Annotated in this window: 20 protein-coding genes; 17 read left to right on the top strand and 3 right to left on the bottom strand. The window is 48.1% G+C overall.

Annotation, left to right across the window (positions count from 1 at the left end; genetic code table 11):
- The first annotated feature begins 63 nt into the window (after positions 1-63).
- Positions 64-1,491 (top strand): S41 family peptidase, encoded by a 1,428-nt coding sequence (locus MHI54_RS13065; protein WP_340082952.1) that lies wholly within the window; start codon positions 64-66, stop codon positions 1,489-1,491.
- Positions 1,492-1,602: 111 nt separating this feature from the next.
- A complete protein-coding gene (locus MHI54_RS13070; RefSeq protein ID WP_340081759.1) occupies positions 1,603-2,796 on the top strand; it encodes a PDZ domain-containing protein in 1,194 nt (397 codons plus the stop codon).
- A 93-nt stretch (positions 2,797-2,889) separates the two neighbouring features.
- Here MHI54_RS13070 and MHI54_RS13075 read toward each other — a convergent pair whose 3' ends face one another.
- The 3 genes from MHI54_RS13075 to MHI54_RS13085 form a co-directional block, all read right to left on the bottom strand.
- The gene (locus MHI54_RS13075; protein WP_340081761.1) at positions 2,890-3,813 is read right to left on the bottom strand and encodes a lysozyme inhibitor LprI family protein; all 924 of its coding nucleotides are present in this window, start codon (positions 3,811-3,813) and stop codon (positions 2,890-2,892) included.
- 177 nt (positions 3,814-3,990) lie between these two features.
- The gene (locus MHI54_RS13080) at positions 3,991-7,194 is read right to left on the bottom strand and encodes a DEAD/DEAH box helicase (RefSeq protein WP_340081764.1); all 3,204 of its coding nucleotides are present in this window, start codon (positions 7,192-7,194) and stop codon (positions 3,991-3,993) included.
- Positions 7,195-7,308: 114 nt separating this feature from the next.
- Entirely contained in the window at positions 7,309-7,803 is a 495-nt protein-coding gene (locus MHI54_RS13085) for a PTS glucose transporter subunit IIA (protein WP_095216119.1), read from the bottom strand.
- 251 nt (positions 7,804-8,054) lie between these two features.
- On the opposite strand from MHI54_RS13085, the gene MHI54_RS13090 reads away from it, so the two are divergent.
- The 15 genes from MHI54_RS13090 to MHI54_RS13160 all read left to right on the top strand — a co-directional run bounded on the left by MHI54_RS13090 (position 8,055) and on the right by MHI54_RS13160 (position 25,454).
- Positions 8,055-9,644: a peptide chain release factor 3 gene (locus MHI54_RS13090; protein WP_340081766.1), complete on the top strand. Its 1,590-nt coding sequence runs from the start codon at positions 8,055-8,057 to the stop codon at positions 9,642-9,644.
- 169 nt (positions 9,645-9,813) lie between these two features.
- Positions 9,814-11,802, top strand: coding sequence for an excinuclease ABC subunit UvrB (gene uvrB / locus MHI54_RS13095; RefSeq protein ID WP_095216117.1), 1,989 nt, complete (start codon positions 9,814-9,816; stop codon positions 11,800-11,802).
- Positions 11,803-11,807: 5 nt separating this feature from the next.
- A complete protein-coding gene (uvrA, locus tag MHI54_RS13100) occupies positions 11,808-14,687 on the top strand; it encodes an excinuclease ABC subunit UvrA (protein ID WP_340081771.1) in 2,880 nt (959 codons plus the stop codon).
- A 131-nt stretch (positions 14,688-14,818) separates the two neighbouring features.
- Positions 14,819-15,166, top strand: a complete 348-nt coding sequence (locus MHI54_RS13105; protein ID WP_095216115.1) for a YojF family protein — start codon at positions 14,819-14,821, stop codon at positions 15,164-15,166.
- 15 nt (positions 15,167-15,181) lie between these two features.
- Positions 15,182-15,856: a bacillithiol biosynthesis deacetylase BshB2 gene (gene bshB2 / locus MHI54_RS13110; RefSeq protein WP_340081777.1), complete on the top strand. Its 675-nt coding sequence runs from the start codon at positions 15,182-15,184 to the stop codon at positions 15,854-15,856.
- 27 nt (positions 15,857-15,883) lie between these two features.
- The gene (locus MHI54_RS13115) at positions 15,884-16,987 is read left to right on the top strand and encodes a DUF4097 family beta strand repeat-containing protein (RefSeq protein ID WP_095216113.1); all 1,104 of its coding nucleotides are present in this window, start codon (positions 15,884-15,886) and stop codon (positions 16,985-16,987) included.
- Position 16,988: 1 nt separating this feature from the next.
- Complete coding sequence (locus MHI54_RS13120; protein WP_095216112.1) at positions 16,989-17,345, top strand: phage holin family protein; 357 nt, start codon at positions 16,989-16,991, stop codon at positions 17,343-17,345.
- 107 nt (positions 17,346-17,452) lie between these two features.
- Positions 17,453-18,409 carry an HPr(Ser) kinase/phosphatase gene (gene hprK / locus MHI54_RS13125; protein WP_095216111.1) on the top strand — a complete coding sequence of 319 codons (957 nt, stop codon included), beginning with the start codon at positions 17,453-17,455 and terminating at the stop codon, positions 18,407-18,409.
- Complete coding sequence (gene lgt, locus MHI54_RS13130; RefSeq protein ID WP_340081779.1) at positions 18,396-19,214, top strand: prolipoprotein diacylglyceryl transferase; 819 nt, start codon at positions 18,396-18,398, stop codon at positions 19,212-19,214. The genes hprK and lgt overlap by 14 nt, the downstream gene beginning before the upstream one ends.
- Positions 19,215-19,238: 24 nt before the next feature.
- Entirely contained in the window at positions 19,239-19,910 is a 672-nt protein-coding gene (ppaX, locus tag MHI54_RS13135; protein WP_095216109.1) for a pyrophosphatase PpaX, read from the top strand.
- Positions 19,882-20,391: an acyltransferase gene (locus MHI54_RS13140; protein ID WP_095216108.1), complete on the top strand. Its 510-nt coding sequence runs from the start codon at positions 19,882-19,884 to the stop codon at positions 20,389-20,391. The genes ppaX and MHI54_RS13140 overlap by 29 nt, the downstream gene beginning before the upstream one ends.
- A 31-nt stretch (positions 20,392-20,422) precedes the next feature.
- On the top strand, positions 20,423-20,965 hold the full coding sequence (locus MHI54_RS13145) for a glycerol-3-phosphate responsive antiterminator (protein ID WP_095216107.1): 543 nt from the start codon (positions 20,423-20,425) through the stop codon (positions 20,963-20,965).
- 275 nt (positions 20,966-21,240) lie between these two features.
- Positions 21,241-22,083, top strand: a complete 843-nt coding sequence (locus tag MHI54_RS13150; protein ID WP_340081784.1) for an MIP/aquaporin family protein — start codon at positions 21,241-21,243, stop codon at positions 22,081-22,083.
- Positions 22,083-23,573, top strand: a complete 1,491-nt coding sequence (glpK, locus tag MHI54_RS13155) for a glycerol kinase GlpK (RefSeq protein ID WP_095216105.1) — start codon at positions 22,083-22,085, stop codon at positions 23,571-23,573. Before MHI54_RS13150 ends, glpK begins: the two co-directional genes overlap by 1 nt.
- A gap of 198 nt (positions 23,574-23,771) precedes the next feature.
- A complete protein-coding gene (locus tag MHI54_RS13160; RefSeq protein ID WP_095216104.1) occupies positions 23,772-25,454 on the top strand; it encodes an FAD-dependent oxidoreductase in 1,683 nt (560 codons plus the stop codon).
- Positions 25,455-25,543: the final 89 nt, after the last annotated feature.

The raw sequence follows: 25,543 nt of genomic DNA on the forward strand, positions 1-25,543 counted from the left end.
GTCTGGCATAATAGTAGGATTAACGGAGCGGACAAGTGAGAAAGGATGAGAGCGAACGTGCAGATCAAAAAAGTGACATTCGTGATAGCTATCATTTTGGCATTGGTTGTCGGGGCTGGCGGCAGCTATGCGTTTACATCATATGCCGGAAAGGATGAATCTGGTTTCCGATCTGCTTCAGATGATGCAGGCAATCTCTCTGAGGTAGAGGACGCGTATGAGCTCATCAGGGATAATGCATTGGCCAAGCCGGATGCGCAGCAGCTGCAGGAAGGTGCAATACAGGGGATGCTGCAAACCCTGGATGATCCATACAGTTCCTTCCTGGACGAGGAGTCTTCCTCGCAATTGAATCAGCAGCTGGAATCTTCATTCGAGGGTATCGGAGCTGAGGTGAGCATGGTGGACAAACAGGTGACGATTGTGGCGCCGATCAAGGATTCCCCGGCAGAGGAAGCAGGTTTGCGACCGAACGATCAAGTGCTGGAGGTTGATGGCGATTCCTTGCAAGGCTTGGACCTGCAGCAAGCAGTCAATAAGATCCGAGGAGAAAAAGGGACGACGGTGACTTTGTCAGTGAAGCGTCCAGGCGTGTCAGAGGAATTGAAAATAGACGTCACCCGGGATGAGATTCCTGTTGAAACTGTCTATGCCGATACGAAAGAAGTGGATGGAAAGACAGCTGGTGTCCTGGAAATCACATCATTTTCCGAGAGCACGGCCAAGGAATTCAAAACGGCTTTGGATAAGCTGGAGAAAGACGGTATCGATGGTTTGATCATCGACGTCCGCGGAAATCCAGGCGGTATCCTGACGACAGTGGAGGATATCCTGAAGAATTTTGTCCCTAGTGATAAACCGTATTTGCAGATCGAAGATAAAAATGGCGAAAAACAAGAATTTTATACGGAGCTGAATGAGAAGAAGGAATACCCGATCAATGTCCTGATTGATGAGGGCAGTGCTTCTGCATCCGAAATTCTTGCTGGCGCCATGAATCAGGCTGGCGGTTATGAACTGATCGGAAAGACGACATTCGGAAAAGGGACGGTACAGCAAACCGTTCCATTGCAGAATGATTCCATGCTCAAGCTGACGCTGTACAAGTGGCTGACGCCCAATGGGGACTGGATCCATGAAAAAGGCATCAAGCCGACCGTCGAAGTGGACCAGCCGGAGTACTTCTACAGTTCTCCGATTCAATTGGACGAGAAGGAAACACTGAAGTTTAACGATAATAATGACAAAATCAAAAACCTGCAAATCATGCTGGAAGGCCTGGGATATGAACCAAGCCGTAAAGATGGTTTTTTCAATGAAAAGACTGAAACAGCAGTAAAACAGTTCCAGCTGGATAATGATTTGCAAGCAACAGGAGAAGTGGATCAGGAAACAGCAGATTTGCTGCAAACCAAGATCATCGAGCAAGTACGCGATGGCAAGCATGATAATCAAATGGACAAAGCGCTGCAGGAGCTTTTCCGCCAATGATCCGAAGCCTCCCTAAAAAGGGAGGCTTTTTCTATTGGCATAGGAAAACGAGGCCTATCATGTTAGAATAGACAGTATACATAAGAGTTGGTTTATAGGGAGAGACACACAATGCTGAATGATTGGTTGACCGAACTGCTATATGGGATCGGAAACTTCTTTTTGAATCCGCTGCTGTATTGGGGATTGCTGCTGACTCTATTCGTTTCCAGCAGCAGGATCAGGAAAGAGCGGAATAACTTCGGTACGAAGGTATTCGATTTTGGGAAAGAGTGGACAGGCACTTGGATGCTATCGCTTATTTTCGCACTTTTGCTTACTGCAGTAAGCATCGGCGCCGGGATCGTCATGGCACCGGTCGTCGTTTTATTGATAAGTGCCGTGACGATTGTCCTTACGCTCTTGTTCCGTTTCACTTGGCTGTCATCAGCTTATATTTTTGGATTCAGCTTTTTGCTTGCCGTAGGTGCAGCTCCATATGCTGCTGACTATCTGCCAGCTGGCTGGGCTGATGATTTGGAAGGTCTTAACTGGATCAGCTTTGCACTCATCATGAGCATCCTTATGCTTGCAGAAGCTGTCCTTCTGCTTAAGACCAAAAGGGAAGATACCTTGCCGGAGCTGGTAAAGGGTCCTCGCGGACGCTGGATTGGCCAGCATCGGTTTCGCAAGCTGTTATTCATTCCATTCGTCCTGTTAGTGCCGGCGGGTGCCATCGAGCCTTTCGCCCCATGGTGGCCATTCTTCCATTTGAATGGAACGAATTACGGCCTGCTGCTGGTGCCATTGCTTACTGGTATCGATGGTTTTGCCAAGGGCCGTCCCGCATTCATCGAAGCGCGTAAGCAAGGGAAGGCTGTCTTGATCTTGGCATTCTTGACCCTTGCGGTGAGCTTGGCAAGTATGTACTCCTATTATTTCGCCATTGCGGCTTTTGTGATCGCACTTATCGGCAGGGAGGCGATCACGCTATACTTCCGCAGTAAAGATCGCAAGCGTAAGATGTACTACACGGAAAGCAGCAAGGGATTGTTCGTTCTTGCTGTCATTCCCCAAAGCCCGGCTGACAGACTGGGAATATTGGCTGGTGAGCGGATCGAGAAAGTAAACGGTATCCGTGTGACAACGGAACGGGCATTCTATGAAGCCATCCAGACGAACAGCCAGTATTGCAAGATGGAAATCCGTGATGACCAAGGGGAAATCCGGATCAAGCAGCGTGCGATGTATGAAGGGGAACCGCATGAGCTTGGCATCATCTTTGTGCAGGAACAGTGGAGATATGCTTCACGGGAAAGCAGCTGAATATAAATGATCAAAAGCAGCAGTTATCTCATTGGAAATAAGCCCACTCGTCTGAAGCTAAGATGTGTGGGCTTTTGTTTTAGGGGATTCCAGTCATTTCATATAGGACGCTACTAACTCATAACATCTTTCCTTTGTAATAGTTGCTTTTGTAGCTATAGCTTCCAAGGGCTGCAAAGTACCGCCTTCGTATTTTAGCGAAGCTTCTTCTGCTTGTGTATCTCTGTTTCTGATCCAATTTCGCTGTCCTTCCCTTAATTTGTCCATTTCATCAGCAGGAAGTTGTTCTTGCAGGGCATTATAAATTTCATTTAATACTGCATCCCATTTTTTATATCTTTCATCTTCTTGATCTATCATATCTTGTGTGGTCGATTTAACCTCTGCATTTCTATCTGCTTCTTCCATTCCGTTCAATCTCTTAAGATATTCTTCTTTTCCCGGAGTGTTTATATTGTTTGTATCGACAGAAGGATGGAACTCTTCATAAGTGCCGTTCTGATATACTTGATAGTAGCCTAAGTTGCCAGTTTTTACTGATCCGCGCAAAGGAACATCCACTACTTGCACCATATAAAAAGATCCAGTATTATCAGTCAATAGCTTTCCATCAGTCCCAAAAGAAATGTCCTCATTTTTTCCTTCTTCCAGATGTTGTTTCAGAAATTGTACGGCTTCCTCACCATTTGAGATTTTTATGTTTTCTTGGACTGGTGTTTCTGATTTTTTCTCATCATTGTTGATATTGGTATCAGGATCTTTTTCTTCGGCAGCCGCTCCTGTGTTCTTCTCCTCCTTGCTGTTCCCTGTAACAGGATTTTTTTCTTCGCTCTTGTCTTCTTCGTATGTATCACCATCTGCTCCTGTTTGCTCTCTTGATTTGTCTTTTACAGATATATCGTTTGGTTCTGTCTCCTTATTGTCAGAAGCGTTTTGTTCGTTTGCTGCATTACAAGCAGCCAGTGTAAATAAAGCTAAGAGAGATAGCGTCATGATGAGCGTTGTTTTTATCTTCATCTTCATTCCTCCTTATTTGAAATTTTACCATATTTTACTATTATGTTCGGGGCTTTTTGTTTATTTTACACAAGGAATAGACAGGGGCATCCAATTCATTCACCATACAAAGAACAGCTGTGGCAGGAATCATTCCATATATATAGCAAATGAGCAAGCCTTCGCGGCTTGCTCATTCTAGTCGTCCTGCATCGATAACAGGCTGCGTATTTCTTCTTCGGTAAGTGTATGGAGCATCGTTTCCCCGGGTTGGATGATCTGATCGACGAGGGCGCGCTTGCGCTGCTGCAATTCGAAGATTCGTTCCTCGATCGTTCCGCGTGTAAGCAGACGGATCACTTGGACGACATTTTTCTGTCCGATTCTGTGGGCACGACCGGCGGCTTGCTCTTCAACAGCCGGATTCCACCATAGGTCGAATAGGATGACGGTATCTGCACCTGTAAGATTCAGTCCTGTACCCCCTGCTTTCAAGCTGATCAGGAAGCCGTCCCTTTCTCCTTCATTGAATGCTTCTGCCATCTGCATTCTTTCCTTGGCAGGCGTACTGCCATCGAGATAGAATACGTCGGTATCATCCAATGCATGCCGGATGATTTCCAGCATGCTGGAAAACTGGGAGAAAATCAAGAAACGTTTGTTATTTTGTTTCAGCTCCCGGACAACCTCGAGCAGCTGCTCCAATTTACCGGATTGCCCGGTGTAATTCTCGATGAATAGAGAAGGATGGCAGCAAATCTGGCGCAGTCGTGTCAGCCCGGCCAGAATCTCGAGCTTTCCGCGATCGAAGCCTTTTTCGGCAATCGTTTTGTCGATCTTTCTCCGGATCCGCTCCAGATAGCCGACATAAACTTCTTTTTGTTCCTGGGTAAGATCCGAATAGTTCGTGGTCTCGATTTTTTCGGGAAGTTCATGCAGCACATCCGTCTTGACTCGTCTCAGGATGAATGGACGAGTCAGCCGGGCAATCTTCTCCGGTTCCATTTCGGTGAATGATTTCCTGCTCCGGAACAGTCCGGGTGATATCGTGTGGAAGATGGACCATAGTTCCTCCAGCCTGTTTTCAATCGGGGTGCCGCTGAGTGCGAATCGCTTACCAGCTTGAATCAGTCCGACGGATTTGGCGGTCTGGGTCGTATGGTTTTTGATCGCTTGTGCTTCATCCAGGATCAGACTGTCGAATAGATGTCCTGCATACACATGATGATCGATTCTTAATAACGGGTAGGAGGTGATGATGATATCATGCTCCTCCAGCCGGGAAAGCTGCTCCTGCCGTTCGGTCACCGAGCCGGAAATGACCAGTGTCCGCATATCGGGTGCAAATTTTTCGAATTCCTTCTGCCAGTTATAGAGCAGCGAGGAAGGTACTACAATCAGCGATGGATTAGCTGATGGATTAGCCTCCCTTTCAGAAGTGAGATAGGAAATTGTCTGCAATGTTTTCCCGAGCCCCATATCATCGGCAAGTATGCCGCCGAGACCATAGTGGGCCAGTGTCTTCATCCATTTGAATCCGGTCAGCTGATAATCCCGCAATTCTGCCTGGAGTCCGGATGGCAGCGCGAACTCGATTTGTTCCGGGTGGCGCAGCCGCTCGATCAAAGTGCGGAAAGCAGCTTCCGTTTCTGCGCCGCGGAGAGACTCTTCCACTTGCATGCTTTGGGCGATCGGTACGAAGATATGCTGATTTTCCAGCTGGCTTTTCTTGATTTGGAGCTGTTCCAGGAAGTCTTGGAAATTCTCCATGGATTCCTGCCCGAGATCAAGCAATGCGCCGTCAGGGATACGATAATAGCGTTTCTTTTCGATCATCGCCTGCAATACATCATTGATATGTGCTTCGGATAAGCCCGAAACATCGAAGCTGATTTCCAGCATTCCTTTTTCCTGCTGCAGCCGGATCGAGGAAGAAACTTCATGCTGATCACCCGCCTGCATCGCCTGCACTCTATCGGAAATATATACCTCGGCGATTTCCTGTAAAGCGGGCAGATGCTCATGGAGGAAGAGATACATATACTCTGTATTAAGCAAATGGAACCGGCCTTTCGAAAAGCGGAATCCAGCAGCATGCAGTTGCTGAAGGACAGCATCTTCCTTGGCTGGTTGACGCTTGATCACCGGCATGTCTGTCTGCGGCTGACCTGGCTGGATGACGTGATTCCCATAATGGAAAGAAACACTGGCATGCAGTACATCATCCGTTTCATCCAGATATACTTTGGCAGCAAGAGGAGACATTTCGATTTTGCTGCGGACTGTTTCGGCGATATGCACGTGTCCGATTTGTTCCAGTTTGCCGACGACTTGCGACACGAATTTGTCGACGTTTTTAGTCGAAACGGTTTGCGGTGCATCATGCCGATAAGGAAGGATGGAGAACAGCTCCTTGATCAATTCCCGCTGTTCGGCAGGAACTGGATACAACGTGTCATCCTTGAATAAATAATGATAGGTTTTGATATATTCATATGCCGCGATTTCCTGTACCCCAAGCTGGAGCATTTCGTCTTCATCCGTTGACAGATAAAAGTCCAATCGTGCAGGCTTGTCACTCACATGGAATGTGTCCAGCGGTTCCGTATGCAGCAATTGGAGTGAGGCACCAGCTTCTGCAAGCTGCGGCAGCAAAACTTTGGCTATCGCAGGCGTCAGTTTGATCGCACGCTTTTCTGATTGGAGGGTGGAAGCTGCGAAATCATGGATCATACTGTTCTCACAGGCTTCCAGCAATCGTTCCAGGATAGCTTTGTCTTCTGGTGTGACAATATGTACACGCGGGTCGAAGGCGAAGCTCGGCGTCAGCTGATAGCGGGTCTGATGCAGCACACTTTTGAGAAAGTCCTCGGCAAGCCGCACGATATAGGTGCGGCTGGTCCCTGCCTTCAATTCGACCTCAAACACAGTATTGCCGTTCGTCTGCATGAAGCGCTGTTCGACCTTATATTCCAGTTTCAACGTTTCCGGGGGCTTCGATGGCAGGCGCTCGGCAGGGGATACGAAGGCTTGCACGAGCCGATCGGTAAAGTCAGTCTGACGGTCAGCAGCCGGGACCGCTGTATCTTCGGTGACGGTGTATCCGTTACTATCGAAACGGTTCCGGCTGATCGCGATCAAGACTGCCGCAATGTGCTTGCATGTATAATGGGTGTGATAGGCTGGACAGCTGCAGACCCCATCCAGATCATCGTCCTCAAAGAAAAAAATCCGGACAGGATAGTTTTCGGTTCCGCGGACGACAGCTTTCCATTGGTTGATGGATGGCGTGAAGCTCAGTCCCTGGACGCGCCCTTTATTGACGTAGTCCAGCCCCCTCCGATAGAATCGATCGCCTGTCACTTTGATGATATCTTGTTTATCGAGAAAATAAGATTGCATGAAAGCCCAGTCTCCAGTCTAAAAAATTCATTATCCTATCATTATAACAGATATGACAATAGGCTTCCCAAATAGGTCAAAATAAAAAACGGCAGCGTGCAGCTGCCATTTCGATTATTTCTTTTTCACTTGGAAGATCTGGGTTTCCCCTGCAATGGCTTGTTCGGGGAATAGTGTTTCCAAGGTATATGCACTTGCTTCATAGTTGGTGATGATCACTGGTGTGACACTGCTTTTTGCATTCGCTTCGATGAACGCTTTGTCGAAGGTGACGAGCTTATCGCCGGCGGAGACTTTATCTCCGGTTTTGACAAAGGTTTCGAAGCCTTCGCCTTTGAGGTTCACGGTATCCAGACCGATATGGAGCAGCACTTCCAGACCCATTTCTGTTTTTAAGCCGATGGCATGCTTGGTTTCGAACACCTGGACGACCTGGGCATCGATCGGACTGACGATGGTCTGATCCGACGGTTCGATGGCGAGACCCTCACCCATCATTTTTTCTGCAAATACTGGATCAGGCACCTCCTCGAGCGGCACTGCTTTCCCGTTGACAGGGCTTACAAAACGCTCTTCTGTAATACTTTTACCGAATAGTTTCTTTAGCATATCTTGTCTCTCCTCGGAATGAATCGGATTTTGATGAAAATCTTATTATTATCATAGTAAAGCGTTTTCTCAGTGCGGGTCAATGAAAAACCATCTTCGGAAGGATATTGCCTAAAAGCGCTAACATTATGTATAGTAGAGAAAGACTGATTTTAGAGCGGAAAAGAGGTTTGACGCAGTGTGAGATAATCAATCGATCACAATGACAATCAGGCTATACGAATGCTAATGGAACGGTAGGTAAAGAACCGATGCAAATAAAAGAAGAAGTGCAAAAACGCAAGACTTTCGCTATCATCTCCCACCCGGATGCCGGGAAGACGACACTTACGGAAAAACTGCTCGTCTTCGGTAATCTGATTCGTACCGCGGGTACGGTAAAAGGGAAGAAATCAGGTAAATTCGCTACTTCCGACTGGATGGAGATCGAGAAGCAGCGCGGGATTTCCGTCACATCATCCGTGATGAATTTCCCTTATAAAGATTATCAGGTGAATATCCTGGATACACCAGGTCACGAAGACTTCAGTGAAGATACGTATCGGACACTGACGGCAGTGGATAGTGTCGTCATGATCATAGATGCGACAAAAGGGATCGAAGCCCAGACCTTGAAATTATTCAAAGTCTGCCGTATGAGAGGCATCCCGATCTTCACCTTCATCAACAAGCTTGACCGGGAAGGCCGTGAGCCGCTGGAGCTATTGGAGGAAATCGAAACTGTATTGGATATCGAAACGTATCCGATGAACTGGCCGGCAGGAATGGGCAAGCGTTTCCTGGGTATTTTCGATAGATATAACAAGCAGTTCGTGCGTTTCAATGGAAATGAAGAAGAAACGTATATTCCTTATGACCAGCTCGATGATCCGGCTTATGCCGACTTGACTGGCGACTCCACTTTCGAAGATACAAAAGGAGAGCTGGAATTATTGGAGGAAGCCGGCGATCAATTCTCGCTGGATCGTGTCCTGGCCGGCAAACAGACACCGGTCTTCTTCGGCAGCGCCCTTGCGCCTTTCGGAGTCCAAACATTCTTCGATACGTTCGTGAGCATGGCGCCTGCACCAGGAAGCCGCCGTACGACGGAAGGTGTCGTATCCCCTGAGAAAGAAGAATTCTCCGGATTCATTTTCAAGATCCAGGCGAATATGAACCCGGCCCACCGCGACCGGATTGCATTCCTGCGTGTCTGCTCAGGGAAACTCGAGCGTGGTATGAGCGTGCAGCTGGCCCGCTCGGCGAAGCCGATCAAGTTATCCCAATCGCAGCAATTCGTGGCATCGTCCCGTGATACAGTCGAAGAGGCGTATGCGGGGGATATCATCGGAATATATGATCCGAACATTTATCGGATCGGGGATACACTGGTCGAAGGGAAAGCGAACTTCGAGTTCGATGAGCTGCCGCAGTTCCCGCCGGAAGTATTCAAGAAGGTCACGGCAAAGAACGTCATGAAAGCGAAGCAGTTCAAGAAGGGCATCGAGCAGCTCGTCCAGGAAGGAGCGATCCAGCTGTTCCGCGGCAAACGCGATGACAGCTATATCCTCGGCGCAGTCGGGGAGCTCCAGTACGAAGTATTCGAATATCGGATGAAAAATGAGTATAATGTAGAAGTGGTATTGGAATCGATGGGAGAGCGCATCCCTCGCTGGCTGAAGGCTGAGCAAGTGGATGAGCGGCTATTCGATGAGCGCAGTCTGCTCGCCCAGGATCGGGAAGGGGAATACTTGGCATTGTTCAAGAATGATTTCGCCCTCCGCTGGTTCACGGACAAAAATCCGAAAATCGATTTGATCGACCTATTTGAAGTCAACCAATACGACCAAGCAGCCAACTAAGATAAAGCCGTCATTTTTGACGGCTTTTTGCTATCTGCTAGTTTATGTTTTATATATTGGGCAATCATCCATACTAGGATGTATATGGAATTTTGGACGAATGTTTGTTCGTGTTTTTATATATTTTATGCTATGATGAAAATAGCAAACAGAACGGAGGAATTTGGCGTTGAAGGAAAAGGAAACGTTTGAGTTAGTATCCAAATATAAGCCGCAGGGTGATCAGCCGAAAGCGATTGAACGGCTTGTCGATGGCGTCCGCCAGAATAAGCGGCATCAGACACTGCTCGGAGCGACAGGTACCGGTAAGACGTTCACCATCTCCAATATGGTGAAGGAAATCAACAAACCGACGCTTGTCATTGCCCATAACAAAACACTGGCCGGCCAGCTGTACAGCGAGTTCAAGGAATTCTTCCCGAACAATGCAGTGGAATACTTCGTCAGCTATTATGATTATTATCAGCCGGAAGCATATGTACCGCAGACGGATACATTCATCGAGAAGGATGCAAGCATCAATGATGAGATCGATAAACTGCGCCACTCGGCGACATCCGCCCTTTTCGAGCGCAATGATGTACTGATCGTGGCAAGTGTGTCCTGTATCTATGGTTTGGGTTCCCCGGAAGAATATAAGAGCCAGGTGCTGTCCGTCCGTGTCGGGATGGAGAAGGATAGGGATGAATTGCTCCGCAACTTGGTGGACATCCAATACGCACGGAATGATATCGACTTCCAGCGCGGTACATTCCGTGTCCGCGGTGACTCGGTCGAAGTCATCCCTGCTTCAAAAGAAGAGCACTGCATCCGTTTTGAATTCTTTGGTGATGAGATCGATCGAATCCGTGAAGTGGACGCACTGACAGGCGAGATCATCGGGGATCGCGAGCACGTGGCCATCTTCCCTGCTTCCCACTTCGTTACGCGTGAAGAGAATCTCAAGAAGGCCATCGTCAATATTGAAAAAGAGCTCCAGGAACAGCTCAAAGTGTTCAGGGACCAAGGCAAGCTGCTGGAAGCCCAGCGACTGGAGCAGCGGACGAATTATGACTTGGAAATGATGCGGGAAATGGGCTTTTGCTCTGGTATCGAAAACTATTCGGCCCAGCTTACCTTCCGTGAACGGGGAGCAACCCCTTATACGCTACTGGACTTCTTCCCGGACGATTTCGTTGTCGTCGTCGATGAGTCCCATGTTACGCTGCCTCAGATCAGGGGGATGTTCAATGGGGACCAGGCACGTAAGAAAGTGCTGGTCGACCATGGCTTCCGCCTGCCGTCCGCGATGGACAACAGGCCGCTGACATTTGAGGAATTCGAGAAGAAGACCAGCCAGCTCGTGTATGTCTCTGCGACACCGGGTCCTTATGAAATCGAGCATACGCCGGAAATGATCGAGCAGATCATCAGGCCGACAGGGCTGCTTGATCCGGAAATCGATATTCGTCCGATAGATGGACAAATAGATGACTTGATCAGTGAGATTTACAAACGGACAGAGAAGAATGAACGTGTCCTGATCACGACATTGACCAAGAAAATGTCCGAAGACTTGACCGACTACCTCAAGGAGATCGGCATCAAGGTCGCTTATCTGCATTCGGAAATCAAGACGCTCGAACGGATCGAGGTCATCCGCGATTTGCGGATCGGCAAATATGATGTACTTGTCGGAATCAACCTGCTTCGGGAAGGCTTGGATATTCCGGAGGTTTCCCTCGTGGCCATACTTGATGCGGACAAGGAAGGGTTCTTGCGTTCCGAGCGTTCCTTGATCCAGACGATGGGCCGGGCGGCGCGTAACGAAAACGGGCATGTCATCATGTATGCAGATAAAATTACCGACAGCATGCAAAAAGCGATGGATGAAACACTGCGGCGCCGTGAAATCCAAATCGCTTACAATGAAGAGCATGGCATCACACCGCGGACGATCCAGAAGGAAGTGCGGGATGTCATCAAGGCGACGATTAGTTCTGAAGAATCCGGTACCAATAAGAAAGATACACCGGATTTGACGAAGATGACGAAGAAGGAAAAAGAAAAAGTGATTGCCGAGATGGAGAAAGAAATGAAACAGGCTGCACGCGATCTCAATTTCGAACGTGCTGCCGAGCTTCGTGATCTTGTCTTGGAACTAAAAGTGGAAGGGTGAAGAAAGTGGCGAAGAAGAGCATTTCAGTCAGAGGCGCCCGTGCCAATAACTTAAAAAATATAGATGTCGATATTCCGAAGGATAGCCTGGTCGTGCTGACCGGCCTATCCGGTTCGGGGAAATCCTCACTCGCTTTTGATACCATCTATGCAGAAGGACAGCGGCGCTATGTAGAATCCCTATCTGCCTATGCCCGCCAGTTCCTCGGCCAGATGGACAAGCCCGACGTCGATTCGATTGAAGGCTTGTCGCCGGCTATCAGTATCGACCAGAAGACGACAAGCAAGAACCCGCGTTCCACAGTCGGGACGGTAACGGAAATCTACGATTATTTACGGCTGTTATATGCCAGGGTGGGCAGACCGACTTGTCCGCGTCATGGAATCGAAATAAGCTCCCAGACTGTGGAACAAATGGCCGATCGGATCTTGGAATTTCCGGAACGCTCCCGCCTGCAGGTCCTTGCCCCGGTCATTTCAGGGAAAAAAGGGGAGCATGTCAAAGTGCTCGAAAAGCTGAAATCGGAAGGCTATATTCGTCTGCGTGTGGACGGCGAGATGGTGGAAATCACCGATGATATCAAGCTGGAGAAAACAAAGAAACATTCAATCGAAGTGGTAGTCGACCGGATCGTCATCAAGGAAGGTATCACTGGACGATTGACGGATTCCCTGGAAACGGCACTGTCGCTTGGAGACGGCCGTGTCATCGTTGATGTGATGGGCGTCGAGGACCTGCTTTTCAGTGAGCATCACGCCTGCCCGATTTGCGGATTCTCGATCGGTGAATTGGAACCGCGCATGTTCTCCTTCAATAATCCATTCGGAGCCTGCCCGACTTGTGATGGGCTGGGGACGAAACTGGAAGTCGATCCCGACCTGGTTATCCCTGACAAAGAGCTTACCTTGCGCGATGGTGCAATCGCAGCTTGGGAACCGACCAGCTCGCAATATTACCCGAAGCTGCTGGAAGCTGCCTGCAGTCATTTTGGCATCGATATGGATGTACCCGTCAGCGAACTGCCGGAGGGACAGCTGGATATCCTGATGAATGGGAAGAAAAAGGAGAAAATCCATTTTCGTTATGAAAATGACTTCGGCCGTGTCCGTGAAAGCAATATCGAGTTCGAAGGCGTGTTGACGAATATTGCTCGCCGTTATCGGGAAACGACATCGGATTTCATCCGTGAACAAATGGAAAAGTATATGAATAACCGGCCATGTCCGAAGTGTAAAGGGCATCGTCTCCGTGAGGAATCGCTCGCAGTCCTGATCAATGGCCATCATATAAGCAATGTAACCGAGAAATCCGTCCTGGAAGTAAAACACTTCATGGAAGAGCTGGAACTGAACGAAAAGGAAAGGCAGATTGCGTTCATGATCACCAAGGAGATCATCGACAGGATAACCTTCCTGAATAACGTCGGTCTGGATTACCTGACCCTTTCACGTTCAGCCGGTACGCTGTCGGGCGGGGAAGCCCAGCGTATCCGTCTTGCCACACAGATCGGCTCTGCTTTGACTGGTGTCTTGTATGTATTGGATGAACCATCCATCGGCCTGCATCAGCGGGATAATGACAGGCTGATCGAAACGATGAAAAGGATGCGCGATCTTGGCAATACGCTTATCGTGGTCGAGCATGATGAAGATACGATGATGGAAGCGGACTGGCTCATCGATGTCGGCCCCGGTGCCGGTGAGCATGGCGGGCAGATCACGAGTCAGGGAACACCTGAAAAGGTGATGAAAGATAAAAAATCACTTACGGGTCAGTACTTATCCGGTAAGAAATTCATTCCGCTGCCATTCGAACGCCGCAAACCGGATAAGGACCGCACCATCGAAGTCATCGGAGCGGAAGAGAATAATCTGAAGAAAGCTTCTGCTGAGATACCGCTGGGTCTTTTCACTGCGGTGACCGGTGTGTCCGGCTCCGGTAAAAGTACATTCGTCAATGAGATCCTGCATAAGGCATTGGCGCAGAAACTGAACCGGAGCAAAGTGAAGCCAGGTAAGCATAAGCAGATCAAAGGATTGGAGCACTTGGACAAAGTCATCGATATTGACCAATCGCCTATCGGGCGCACTCCTCGTTCCAACCCTGCTACGTATACCGGCGCCTTCGATGACATTCGGGATGTATACGCAAGTACGAATGCTGCAAAGGTCCGCGGATATAAGAAAGGCCGCTTCAGCTTTAATGTGAAAGGCGGCCGCTGCGAAGCTTGCCGCGGGGATGGCATCATCAAGATCGAGATGCATTTCCTGCCGGATGTGTATGTGCCGTGCGAGGTTTGTCACGGGAAACGGTACAATCGGGAAACACTTGAGGTTAAATATAAAGGAAAAAGCATCGCTGATGTATTGGATATGACAATCGAGGAAGGATTGGAGTTCTTCTCCAATATTCCAAAAATCAAGCGAAAGCTGCAGACGATTTCAGATGTAGGGCTAGGTTATGTGAAGCTGGGTCAGCCGGCTACCACGCTATCCGGAGGGGAAGCGCAGCGAGTGAAACTGGCGAGTGAATTGCATAAACGCAGCAACGGTAAAACATTCTATATCCTGGATGAGCCGACGACCGGTTTGCATGTGGATGATATTGCAAGATTGCTGAAAGTATTGAACCGTATCGTCGAAAACGGCGACACTGTCCTTGTCATCGAGCATAATCTAGATGTCATCAAAACAGCCGACTATCTCATCGATCTTGGTCCGGAAGGCGGGGATAGAGGCGGACAGATAGTAGCGACCGGTACACCGGAGGAAGTGGCAGAAGTACCTGGTTCGTACACCGGGAAATACTTGAAGCCGATCCTTGAGCGCGATCGGGAACGGACAGCGAGTCAATTGGAATATGCAACGCATGTTGCGGAGCGATGAATGGGATACAGCGGGCTGAAGCTCGCTGTATTTTTGCTGTCCATCAGCATGCAAATCATCAAATCGAGCATTACAGCGGAATTTGTAGTAAAATGTTTGTCTAGATATAGCTTTGGAAGGAGCGACTTACGGTGAAGCCGATTGATTTGAAAGAAGTGCAAGACCACATAGATGCATTTGCAGGAAAAAAAGTGTTTATACATCTTGAAACGACAAATGGAGCATATGCTAATCATGTAGATGAAAAAGCGTATAATGTTGGTGCCTTTATCCGAAATGCACAGGTTATTTATGAGCATGGAAAGATCAAAGGTTCCGGGACGGCCTATCGAGTTGGTTTGAAAACGGAAAACGGATGGGTATACGCAGAAGGGCTGAATGCCTGGGAAGTGGATGGACAAAATCGCCTGCTCATGGCTGGTCATGATCGGGAAGGCCGGTTGATGGTTTCATTGGAAATAAGCGAGACAGCGTTTTAAGGAGGAGCAATAATCATGGAAAAACACGTAGTAGTCATCTTCCCGCATCCGGACGACGAGGCTTTCGGAGCAGCTGGTACAATCGCCAAGTTCAGGGAAGAAGGAGTGCCTGTCACTTATCTATGCGGTACGTTAGGTGAAATGGGCCGAAATATGGGGAATCCGACTTTTGCGACGCGGGAATCCTTACCGGAAATCCGTAAAAAAGAATTGCAGGATGCTTGCGAAGTTATGGATGTCGAGCTGAAAATGCTTGGTTACCGGGATAAGGTCCTGGAATTCGAGGATTTATCCAAAGTCAGTGATCACTTGAAGGGACTGCTGGAACAGATCAAGCCAACACTCGTGATCACCCATTATCCTGAATATGCAGTCCATCCGGACCACAATGCATTGGGGGCGGCGGCAATCGATGCGGTGTCGCGGATGGATGAAAGCACACGTCCGACGGTCTGGGCGCAAGCGTTCATGCGCGGATATCAGGAGATTCTAGGCAAGCCTGACGTTGTCCAGGATATTCGTCCATTCGTCAAAACAAAGGTGAAAACCATCCTTTGCCATAAATCCCAGGCACAAGGCGTACTTGGCAATGTCACTGGAGCGGAGCTTACGGAAGAGAACATGGAGTCCATAGCGCTGGAACATTTCAAAGAGGAGACATTCTATACTTGGAACTTCGATAACATATGATTCGTATATGTGTAAAGGAGGCTTTGTATGAGAACAGAAAGAAAGAGGATCCTGAAACAGCTCGAGGAAGGAAAGCTCACTGCCGAAGAAGCAGAGCTGGAGCTTGCAGCTCTTGATGAGCGTGCTTTCGGTGCTGTACAGCATACGGATGAAGAGAAGGAGCCGGTGGTGCAGGAGCTTGTCACGGCGGGCGAAGAGCCAAAATCCCAGCGTGTCGGTAAAGCAGCCAAGAAAAAGTCTGTTGGTCCGAAAGTACTGCAATATGTCCAGCAGGCTTTCACCAAGATCAAGAATGCCGACCTGGATTTGAACTTCGGCGATCATCATGTAGTCGAGCATATATTTCAGGCAGATGAGACATTCTCGAAAATGGACCTGAAAATCTATAATGGCTCTGTTACGATCAAAAGCTGGACCGAGCCTCTTGCCCGTCTGGAAACAAAGGCGAAAGTCTATCAGGAAGAGGATGAGCAGGCTGCCAGAAGGCGGTTCACGGATAAAGCCTATTTTGCCGTCGCGGATGGAAAATTGCAGTTCTCGCTGCAGGATAAACGGATCAAACCGGAAATCACCTTGTATGTCCCGGAAGCAGTATATGATGAATGTGTCGTGAAAACCTTCAATGGAACGATCCGGACCGATTCGGTGAGCAGTGTGAATATCTATTGCAAGACGACAAATGGAAGCATCGATCTCCATGGGGGAGGCGGCTCGATAGTCAGCGCCGAGACATCGAACGGCAGCATCAAGCTGAAGCAGGTGACAGCAAAAGATCTGCTTTGTGAATCCGTCAATGGCTCACTTAGGCTGGAGGGAAGTTTCCGTAAGCTTGATGCCCAAACGTTCAATGGCAGTATCCATTGCGAGTGGCATAATTCCGATCCGGACAGTGCATTTTTCAAGGCAACCAATGGCAGTATCCGGTTGAAGTCCCTGGCCGCGATTCCTTTGAACGGACGGATTACGACGAATATCGGATCTCTGCATTGCGACTTGGACGAATATATCGTCATAGATGAATCGAAGGAAGTCGTCAAGAAAGCACTGAAATTCGAGACTTACCCAGCAGCGCAGGAAAAGCTTCATTTGGAAGCGAACACGAAAACGGGTTCTGTCTGGGTCCTTCCATGATATGCTGAGATGGATTTTGACACTATTGCTGAATAGCGTGTCATTGATCATTGTGAGCCGTATCTTCGACTCCTTTTATGTAGAGGGCTTCGGGACTGCCATCCTGGCCAGCTTCATCCTGTCGATTCTGAATATCCTTGTCCGGCCTGTGCTGATTGTCCTGACACTGCCGCTGACCGCTTTGACGCTAGGATTGTTTTTGTTTGTGATCAACGCAATCACCTTGATGATCACACAAGGCTTGATCGGGGATAATTTCATAATCGATGGATTCGGGACAGCAATCATTGCGGCAATCATACTTGCCTTGCTGAATCTCTTGCTGAACTGGCTCATCCGGGATCGGATCACGAGCTGAAACCAAGCCTTGCAGCGGCATGCTGCAGGGCCTTTTTTATGCCCAGGTATCTATCTTTTCGGGAAGTATGCTAGAATAAACAAGAATTGTTAGGATGGAGGGTTTTTATGGCAAAAGTAGTCATTCAGGATTTATTGGATCGTTTCAATCTGGAATTGCTGACTGGGAATACAGGCGTACAACGTGAAATTTTCATGAGTGATATTTCCCGTCCTGGTATAGAGTTGACAGGTTATTTTAAATATTATCCGAAAGATCGGCTGCAATTGTTCGGTAAGACGGAGCTTTCCTTTTTGGAGGAGCTGACAAGCGAACAGAAGAAGGATCGGTTTGAGAAGATTTGCTCTGATATCACACCTGGTTTGATCATTACGAGAGGCCAGGAAGTGCCGCCGGAGATGATGGAAGCGGCAGAGGCTGCCGGTGTCCCGATTTTACGGTCGCCGCATAAGACGACACGTGTCATCAGCCGGATAACGAATTTCCTGGAGGCCAGGTTTGCACCATTCACAGCAGTCCATGGAGTGTTGGTGGATATCTATGGAATCGGCATCCTGATCACCGGCCAGAGCGGTGTCGGAAAAAGTGAAACAGCGTTGGAGCTCGTCAAGCGCGGGCATCGTCTTGTTGCTGACGACAGCGTCGAAATCCGGCAGGAGGATTACGATACCCTTATCGGAAATTCGCCTTCCTTGATCGAGCATTTATTGGAGATCAGGGGTTTGGGCATCATCAATGTCATGACATTGTTTGGCGCAGGGGCAGTGCGCAGCCATAAGAAAATATCGATCGTCATCAATTTGGAAACCTGGGATCAATCAAAACAATATGATCGGGTCGGATTGGATGAAGATACGATGAAAATCATGGATGTCAATGTACCGAAGATGACGGTCCCTGTACGTCCGGGGCGTAACTTGGCTGTCATCATCGAGGTGGCTGCGATGAACTTCCGCCTGAAACGGATGGGTGTGAATGCAGCGGAGGAATTCTCGCAGCGTCTGACGAAAATGATAGAAACAGGAAAAGATAATGGGGGAGACATGACGGATGGAAATGTGTGAAGCACAACCATTGAACCGGGTGTTTTTGGAGATCGGTTCACTGACGATTTACTGGTATGGCGTCATCATTGCAGTCGGTGCAGCCCTCGGTCTATGGCTGGCCATCCGCGAATCGAAAAGGCGCGGATTACATAAAGATACGTTTGTGGACTTTCTGGTATTTGCCATTCCGGCAGCTATCATCTGTGCCCGTATTTATTACGTTGTTTTCGAATGGGAAAACTATGCAGACGGTCCGTTTTGGAAGGTGTTTGCCATTTGGGAAGGCGGCATTGCCATCCATGGAGCATTGATCGGATCCATCATCACGGCAATCATTTTCTGCCGTGTGAAAAAGATACCGTTTTGGAAGCTGGCGGATATTACTGCGCCGAGTTTGATTCTTGGGCAGGCTATCGGCCGCTGGGGTAATTTCATGAACCAGGAAGCCCATGGAGGTCCAGTTTCGGAAGAGGCATATCAGAACTTCATCCAGTACTTACCGGATTTCATCAATAACCAAATGTGTATCGATGGTGTTCTCTATCATCCGACTTTCCTTTATGAATCACTATGGAATATCCTTGGTTTCGTCATCTTGCTTGTTTTACGCAGGGTGAATTTGAAGCGCGGGGAAATGTTCTTGTTCTATCTTGCTTGGTATAGCCTTGGACGCTACTTCATCGAGGGTATGCGGACGGATAGCCTTGTTGCCGATGGCCTGCGGGCGGCGCAAGTTGTTTCCATCGCAGCGATCGTCCTTGCGGTGGTCATCGTGATCATCCGGCGCCGTCCAGGAGCGAAGACACCTCGTTATAAAGACTAGGAATAGAGAGAGGCGAATGCGATTATGGCAATCACGACATTGTTATTTGATTTGGATGGAACACTGATCGATTCGAATAGCCTGATTCTGGCATCCTACACGGCAACATTGGAGCAGTATATGGGCCGGACATATGAGCGCGAGGAATTGCTCCCGTTCATCGGTCCGCCGCTGAAGGATGTTTTCGAGAACATCGACGCCGAGAGGGCGGAAGAAATGATCGCAGCATATCGGAAGCATAATCTGGAGCATCATGATGCATATGTAGAGGCTTATCCATATGTCGCTGAAACTTTGCAGGAACTGAAGCAGGCAGGTTTTAAACTGGGGATTGTCACAACAAAGGTCCGGGAAACTGCAGAGCGCGGTCTTCGGGTATGCGGTCTTGGAGGATTGTTCGATGTCGTGATCGGGTATGATGATATCGAACATGCAAAGCCGCATCCGGAACCTGTGCTGAAAGGGCTGGAGGCGCTTGGCAGTGTCCCGGGGGAAGCCATCATGATCGGTGATAATCATCATGATATTGAGTCCGGGAAGAATGCGGGTGCAAAAACTGCCGGTGTGGCTTGGTCGATCAAGGGCAAAGAAACCTTGCTGACATATGGGCCGGATTATATGCTGGAGGATATCCGTGATTTATTCGACATCGTAAAGGAAGACGCGCATGCGGAAAACGGAAAGCTATCCCGTTAAAGGACCGAATTCGCTGTGGCAGTTATATAAAACAATCCCTTTTTGGAAAGTAGCCAGGAATTTCGCCGTGGTCCAGATTGGACGATATACGCCATTCCTTGGTTTGAAGAACAGGCTTTACCGATCCTTTCTCAAAATGAAAATCGGTGAAGAAACAGCATTGGCTGTTATGGTCGTGCCGGATTTCCTGTATCCGGAGCGGATCACGATAGGAAAGAACAGCATCATCGGTTATAATACGACCATCCTGGCCCATGAATATTTGACGGATGAATACCGCCTTGGGGATGTCATCATCGGGGATAATGTGATGGTGGGAGCCAATACGACGATCCTGCCCGGCGTCACCATCGGAGACGGAGCGGTCATTTCGGCTGCCACGCTTGTCCACCGGGATGTCCCTCCTGGTGCCATGGTGGGCGGAAATCCGATGCAAATGATTTATACAGCAGAACAACGACAGGACAAGCAGACAACCTAAGTGTCTGCTTGTTTCATGAAGGAGGAAAAGAATGGATTTAGGACAACGGATATTACCTGCAGCCCGTAATGAGCGGGATTTCGATGAATTGCTCCAGCGGGAAGATATGCAGATGATGGTGCTGCTTGAGACAAGGATCGCCCAGCTTCCTTCCCAGATCAAATATGCCAAAAAAGCAGGGAAGAAAGTGTTTCTTCATGTTGACTTGATACAGGGACTGAAGACAGATGATGCCGGGATGGACTTTGTCTGTCAGCGTCTGAAGCCGGATGGTGTCATATCGACAAGGACGAATGTTATCAGTGCAGCCAAAAAATATAAGATAACCGCTGTGCAGCGTTTGTTTTTGATTGATGGACACGCGCTTGATCATAATCTTTCACTGGTCAAGAAGGCGCAGCCTGATTACATCGAAGTATTGCCGGGGTTAATTCCTCATATGATAAAAGAAGTATCCGAAAAAATCGGCGTGCCGGTCATAGCTGGAGGGCTCATACGCACCCAGGAAGATGTGGATGCCGCTCTGGAAGCGGGGGCAACAGCCGTTTCCACATCAAAAAAAAGTTTATGGTAAGTCCTTGACACCGCTTTCAATTAGGTGTAAAGTCTATCTATAAGTTAATAATAATGATCGGAGATACGGAGAATCCATTACCTTTTTAGTACACGTCAGGTGTTTACTATGTTATATTAGGTGATGGATTTTTCTAATCCAAAAGACAGCGCTTCCTTAATAATATTTTTAGGTTGAATGTAGCTATTTTTTTATGATTCTGCAAAGTGCGGTTATTTTGGACGCTGAATGAAAGCGCTCTCCGAAAAATTCTATCAATAAAGGGGACAATCACAATGAGTATCTTCGCAGCCGAAACGATCGGCACAATGGTACTAATACTCTTCGGTGGAGGAGTTGTAGCAGTCAGCAATTTAAGCAAGTCCAAAGGGGAAGGCACAGGCTGGATCACGATTACCATTGCATGGGGTCTTGCAGTGGCGATGGGTGCTTATGCAGTAGGCAGTTTTTCAGGAGCGCATTTGAATCCTGCCGTGACATTAGGGCTGGCAATCAAAGGGGATATCGGCTGGAATGTCGTGCCGGAATATCTTGCCGGTGAAATGCTCGGTGCATTCCTGGGTGCTGTACTGGTGTTCTTGGTTTATTTGCCGCACTGGGCAAAAACATCCGATCCTATGGCAAAACTATCCGTTTTCTCTACTGATCCGGCGATTGATAGTCCATTTTCGAACTTATTGGCAGAAATCATTGGCACTTTCATCCTGATGCTTGGTATTCTATTCATTGGAGGCAACTCTTTAGCAGATGGATTCAATCCATTATTGGTAGGTTTGCTCGTTGCAGTCATCGGGATGGCGCTTGGCGGTCCGACAGGATATGCGATCAACCCAGCCCGTGACTTAGGTCCGCGTATCGCTCATGCATTGCTGCCGATCCCTGGTAAAGGTTCTTCCAACTGGAAGTATGCGTGGGTTCCGGTTGTAGGTCCATTGCTTGGGGGAGCATACGGTGCATATTTCTATATCGGATTTTTCATGGAAGACTTGCAAGTAGGTTTCTGGATTTTATCTGCTGTATTATTAATAATCATTATCGCTGCAGTTCGAGGGGAACTTGTAAAAGCTAGCGCAGAGGCAGCTGCGAATAATGGTGTGAAAACGAGGGGGATTAAGTAATGGAAAAATTTATCATGGCACTTGACCAGGGAACAACAAGTTCACGCGCGATTCTTTTCAATCACAATGGCGACATCGTGGAAACTGCACAAATGGAGTTCGAACAGTTCTTCCCGCAATCCGGCTGGGTAGAGCATGATGCGAACGAAATCTGGACGTCCATTTCTGCTTGTATGGCGGAAGTGCTCCGCAAAGCGGACATCGATGCGAAACAGGTTGCGGCGATCGGTATTACGAACCAGCGGGAAACGACAGTCGTATGGGATAAAAACACTGGCCGTCCGATCCATAAAGCGATCGTTTGGCAATCCCGTCAAACAGCTGATATCGTCAATGACTTGATCGAAAAAGGTCATAATGATCTGTTCCGCGAAAAAACAGGCTTGCTATTGGATGCCTACTTCTCCGGTACAAAAGTCAAATGGATCTTGGATAACGTGGAAGGAGCACGTGAAAAAGCAGAGAACGGTGATTTGCTATTCGGTACAATCGACACTTGGCTTGTTTATAAGCTATCTGGCGGTAAAGCGCATGTTACTGATTATTCCAACGCAGCCCGTACATTGATGTACAACATCCATGAGCTTAAATGGGATGATGAACTGCTTGAGATCCTTGATGTGCCGAAGAGCATGCTTCCAGAAGTAAAAGCCTCTTCTGAAGTATACGCCCAGACAATCGACTATCATTTCTTCGGTGAAGAAGTGCCGATCGCTGGTATCGCTGGTGACCAGCACGCTGCCCTATTCGGTCAAGCCTGCTTTGAGCCGGGTATGGTGAAAAATACTTACGGAACGGGCTGCTTCGTCCTTATGCATACAGGTGAGGAAGCTGTTAAATCCGAGCATGGCCTGCTGACAACGATCGCTTGGGGCCTTGATGGGAAAGTGGAATACGCACTCGAGGGAAGCATCTTCGTTGCAGGTTCCGCTGTCCAATGGCTTCGTGATGGTTTGAAGATCATCGAATCTTCTCCTGAAAGCGAGCGCCTTGCGACAAGCGTTTCAGACAATGGCGGTGTTTATGTAGTCCCTGCCTTCGTAGGACTGGGTACACCATACTGGGATAGTGATGCACGCGGTGCGATGTTCGGTATCACGCGTGGTACAACAAGTGCGCATATCACACGCGCAACATTGGAATCACTTGCCTTCCAATCCAAGGATGTCGTCGATGCGATGATCGAGGATTCCGGTATCGATGTGAAACAGCTTCGCGTCGATGGCGGCGTCGTGAAAAACGATTTCCTTATGCAGTTCCAAAGCGATATGCTTGATGTAGACGTAGAACGTCCAGTCATCCAGGAGACAACAGCATTAGGTGCTGCCTACTTGGCTGGTTTAGCGGTCGGCTATTGGGAAAGCCGCGAACAGATCGCCAACAAATGGCAAATCGACCGTACGTTCAAGCCAAACCGCTCCAAAGAAGAAAAAGATCAGCTCTACGCAGGCTGGAAAAAAGCTGTGGAAGCTACACGTACTTTCAAGTAATATACCTTTTCAAATCGGGCTGGGCATGTTATACTGAAGTCACAAGTTAATGATTCGGCCCGAGACATTGGAGAGACCGCGAATATCTATACATTGTATGGATTATTTGTGGTCTCTTTCTGCTTTCTATACATGACTTCTACTATAATGGGGTATAGAAATAGAAGAGCCGCTGAATCTAAAAAGGAGTGTTCAAGCATGACTGTTTTCTCTAGTAAGAAACGTAACGAAATTTATGCGAACTTAACTGATAAACCTTTGGATCTTCTTGTCATTGGTGGTGGGATCACTGGTTCCGGTATCTCACTTGATGCAAGAATGCGCGGAATGAATGTAGGTCTTGTAGAAATGCAGGACTTCGCAGCAGGTACTTCCTCCCGCTCAACTAAATTGGTTCACGGTGGTTTGCGCTATTTGAAACAATTCGAAGTCAAAATGGTTGCAGAAGTTGGTAAAGAACGTGAAATCGTATACGAAAATGGTCCTCACGTAACAACTCCTGAATGGATGCTGCTTCCGTTCCACAAAGGCGGTACATTCGGTCCGTTCACTACCAACATCGGTTTGCGTGTATATGACTATCTTGCTGGTGTGAAAAAAGCGGAACGCCGCACAATGCTGAAACGTGAAGAAGTATTGGAAAGAGAGCCGCTTGTAAAATCTGAAGGCTTGCTTGGCGGCGGCCGTTATGTGGAATACAAAACGGACGATGCCCGCTTGACATTGGAAGTTCTGAAAAAAGCGGTTGAAAAAGGCGTTAACGCAATCAACTATACAAAAGTAATCGAATTCATCTATGATGCTGGCGGTAAAGTTACCGGTGTCGTAGCAGAAGATGTAACAACTGGTGACAAGCACCGTATCTTCGCTAAGAAAATCGTCAATGCCGGCGGTCCTTGGGTGGATACGATCCGTGAAAAAGATGGATCCAAAAAAGGCAAAACACTGCATCTTACAAAAGGTGTCCACTTGGTATTCGACGGACAGCGCTTCCCGTTGCGCCAAGCCGTATACTTCGATACTCCGGATGGCCGGATGGTATTCGCGATTCCGCGTGAAGGCAAGACATATGTCGGTACAACAGATACAACATACAAAGGTGACATCCAGCATCCAGTCATGACTGTCGAGGATCGTGATTATATCATCGATTCCATCAACTACATGTTCCCGACTGTGGAAATCACAAAAGATGATGTGGAATCCAGCTGGGCTGGCCTTCGTCCGCTTATCCAAGAGGAAGGCAAGAAACCGGGCGAGATTTCCCGTAAAGATGAAATCTTCGTTTCCGACAGCGGCTTGATTTCCATGGCCGGCGGTAAGCTGACTGGTTACCGCAAAATGGCAATCGAAGCAGTCAATCTTGTGGCTAAACAGTTCAAGGAAGAAGAAGGCATCCTTTATTCCGAATCCGATACGAAGAACCTGCCTATTTCTGGTGGGGAAGTCGGCGGATCCAAAGGATTCGAACGCTTCAAAGAACGTAAAGTGGATGAAGGGAAAGCAATCGGACTTTCTGCTGAAGACGCATTGAAAATGGTAAGCCGCTACGGAGCGAATGTCGATAAAGTCTTCAGCCGCTTCGAAACATTGAAGGATGAAGCGAAAGCTGCCAATATCGATGCTCTTGTATTCGCACAGCTGCGTTATGCGATTGAAGAAGAACTGGCATACAAACCAGTCGATTTCTTCGTTCGACGCACAGGCGCGCTGCTATTCAACATCGACTTTGTTCATGCTAACAAAGATGCGGTTATTGATTACATGGCTGAAACATTGGGTTATACTGCTGAGCAGAAAGCAGAATATACACGTGAACTGGAAGTCTTGGCAAAAGAAGCAGTTGTACCAGTTAAAGAAGACGACTTGCAAACTGTTTGATCATTCATCCAGGAGACTGTTTCCCTTAGGGGGGACAGTCTTTTTTTCTTAAGGTGTAGGACCGGGTGTGGAAATATGATATACTTCAT

It is taken from the genome of Terribacillus sp. FSL K6-0262 (assembly GCF_037977385.1).
Taxonomy (GTDB): domain Bacteria; phylum Bacillota; class Bacilli; order Bacillales; family Amphibacillaceae; genus Terribacillus.

Bases quoted from the DNA above. Each gene is read 5' to 3' on its own strand.
- MHI54_RS13090 (WP_340081766.1), top strand. From the start codon at position 8,055: ATGCAAATAAAAGAAGAAGTGCAAAAACGCAAGACTTTCGCTATCATC.
- MHI54_RS13085 (WP_095216119.1), bottom strand. From the start codon at position 7,803: ATGCTAAAGAAACTATTCGGTAAAAGTATTACAGAAGAGCGTTTTGTA.
- MHI54_RS13070 (WP_340081759.1), top strand. From the start codon at position 1,603: ATGCTGAATGATTGGTTGACCGAACTGCTATATGGGATCGGAAACTTC.
- lgt (WP_340081779.1), top strand. From the start codon at position 18,396: ATGGAAATGTGTGAAGCACAACCATTGAACCGGGTGTTTTTGGAGATC.
- hprK (WP_095216111.1), top strand. From the start codon at position 17,453: ATGGCAAAAGTAGTCATTCAGGATTTATTGGATCGTTTCAATCTGGAA.
- MHI54_RS13115 (WP_095216113.1), top strand. From the start codon at position 15,884: ATGAGAACAGAAAGAAAGAGGATCCTGAAACAGCTCGAGGAAGGAAAG.
- ppaX (WP_095216109.1), top strand. From the start codon at position 19,239: ATGGCAATCACGACATTGTTATTTGATTTGGATGGAACACTGATCGAT.
- MHI54_RS13080 (WP_340081764.1), bottom strand. From the start codon at position 7,194: ATGCAATCTTATTTTCTCGATAAACAAGATATCATCAAAGTGACAGGC.
- MHI54_RS13145 (WP_095216107.1), top strand. From the start codon at position 20,423: ATGGATTTAGGACAACGGATATTACCTGCAGCCCGTAATGAGCGGGAT.
- MHI54_RS13150 (WP_340081784.1), top strand. From the start codon at position 21,241: ATGAGTATCTTCGCAGCCGAAACGATCGGCACAATGGTACTAATACTC.
- MHI54_RS13120 (WP_095216112.1), top strand. From the start codon at position 16,989: ATGCTGAGATGGATTTTGACACTATTGCTGAATAGCGTGTCATTGATC.
- bshB2 (WP_340081777.1), top strand. From the start codon at position 15,182: ATGGAAAAACACGTAGTAGTCATCTTCCCGCATCCGGACGACGAGGCT.
- MHI54_RS13160 (WP_095216104.1), top strand. From the start codon at position 23,772: ATGACTGTTTTCTCTAGTAAGAAACGTAACGAAATTTATGCGAACTTA.
- MHI54_RS13140 (WP_095216108.1), top strand. From the start codon at position 19,882: ATGCGGAAAACGGAAAGCTATCCCGTTAAAGGACCGAATTCGCTGTGG.
- MHI54_RS13075 (WP_340081761.1), bottom strand. From the start codon at position 3,813: ATGAAGATAAAAACAACGCTCATCATGACGCTATCTCTCTTAGCTTTA.
- glpK (WP_095216105.1), top strand. From the start codon at position 22,083: ATGGAAAAATTTATCATGGCACTTGACCAGGGAACAACAAGTTCACGC.